The sequence below is a fragment of the Paenibacillus naphthalenovorans genome (assembly GCF_900099895.1).
Classification (GTDB): Bacteria; Bacillota; Bacilli; order Paenibacillales; family NBRC-103111; genus Paenibacillus_G; species Paenibacillus_G naphthalenovorans.
The window spans coordinates 1-1,426 of the sequence record NZ_FNDY01000092.1; the positions used below are offsets into that span (position 1 = coordinate 1).

The 1,426-nt window shown below is 38.8% G+C and carries 1 protein-coding gene; it reads right to left on the reverse strand.

Annotated elements, in window-relative coordinates; genetic code table 11:
- Positions 1-11 precede the first annotated feature (11 nt).
- Positions 12-1,372, reverse strand: a protein-coding gene (locus BLT35_RS26370) for an IS3 family transposase (RefSeq protein WP_139170889.1) whose coding sequence is annotated in 2 segments (ribosomal slippage) — positions 12-916 and positions 916-1,372 — 1,362 coding nt in all. Because the reading frame shifts where the segments join, the coding sequence is not laid out codon by codon here.
- Positions 1,373-1,426: the final 54 nt, after the last annotated feature.

Sequence of the window (1,426 nt, forward strand, 5' to 3'; positions counted from 1 at the left end):
AGGTTATGTTATTAGGCAGCTTGTAAGGCATGCGTACGGTATTGAACTGGACTCATGCCTTTTAATTTTGCCTTCATTCGTTTGTGGTTATAGTAATCGATATATTTCGCTAATTCTTGTTTAAAGTGTTCCACACTTTCAAATTCCTTTAGATAGAGGAATTCGGATTTCAATATACCAAAGAAATTCTCAATTACCGCATTGTCGTAACAATTGCCTTTACGGGACATACTTTGCGTGATCTCCCTTTCTTGTAAGGCTTGACGGTATTGCTTCATCTGATAATGCCAGCCTTGATCGGAATGCAGGAGGAGTACATCGTTCTCTGACAGTCGTTCAAATGCCTTCTCCAGCATCTTCGAGACGAGGGAATAGGTTGGTCTTGAAGCGATTGTATACGCAATAATTTCTCCGTTAAATAAGTCTAAAACAGGTGACAGGTAAAGTTTTTCGCCAAATAATTTGAACTCTGTGATGTCCGTTACCCACTTCTTATTTGGTTTTTCCGCTGTAAATTGACGGTCTAAGAGATTGGGGGCAATCTTACCTATTGTCCCTTTGTAAGAACGATATTTTTTCATGCGGACAACGCACTTCAAGCTCAATTCTTTCATGATTCGCTGTACTTTTTTATGATTCACTATATAACCACGGTTCACCAATTCATCCCGAATACGACGATAACCATAACGCCCTTCATGTTCGTCAAAGATGGATTGGATCTGTTTTTTTAACTCGACATCTTGATCCGATTTCCCAAAGTTTTTCACCCAGTAATAATATGTACTACGTGGAATCCCTGCTAGCTTGAGTACTGATTTCACCGGAAATTCATGCCTTAATTCAAAGACTACTTGCGTTTTGTCTTGTTTGGTGATTTTTCCTTGCTTTGAACTAAGGCATTCAACTTTTTTAAATAAGCATTCTCCATACGTAAACGCTCTAATTCTGCTTGCAAAGCCTCTGCTGAACCTTCTGCTGGTGCAGTTTTGTTTGTTGGTTTCTGACCATCTTTTTTCATCGTTGGACGCCCCTTTTTCTTTGATTCCAGGGCCGCCCAGCCTAGTGTGTCTAAGGTATTTTGCCAATTCCAAAGAATCGATTCGGAAGACAAGTTAAATCTCGCTGCCGTTTCAATAATGGACGTCCCGTGTTCGTTCATATAGTTAATTACGTCTAGTTTATATTGGGCAGTGTATTTTGTATAGGTTTTTATAAAGGCCCCTTCTCTATGATATTGATATTTTTTTACCCAATATTGTAGTTTACTAACATGTACACCGATTTCCTGTGCGATTGTTTGATAACCTGTATGTCCTTCTAAATATCGTTTGACCGCTTTTATTTTTTCTGCTGCTGTAAATTTAGCCAAAAGAAAAGCACCTCCAATTGTTAGATGTGTGTCTAACAATTGGGGTGCAGTTCA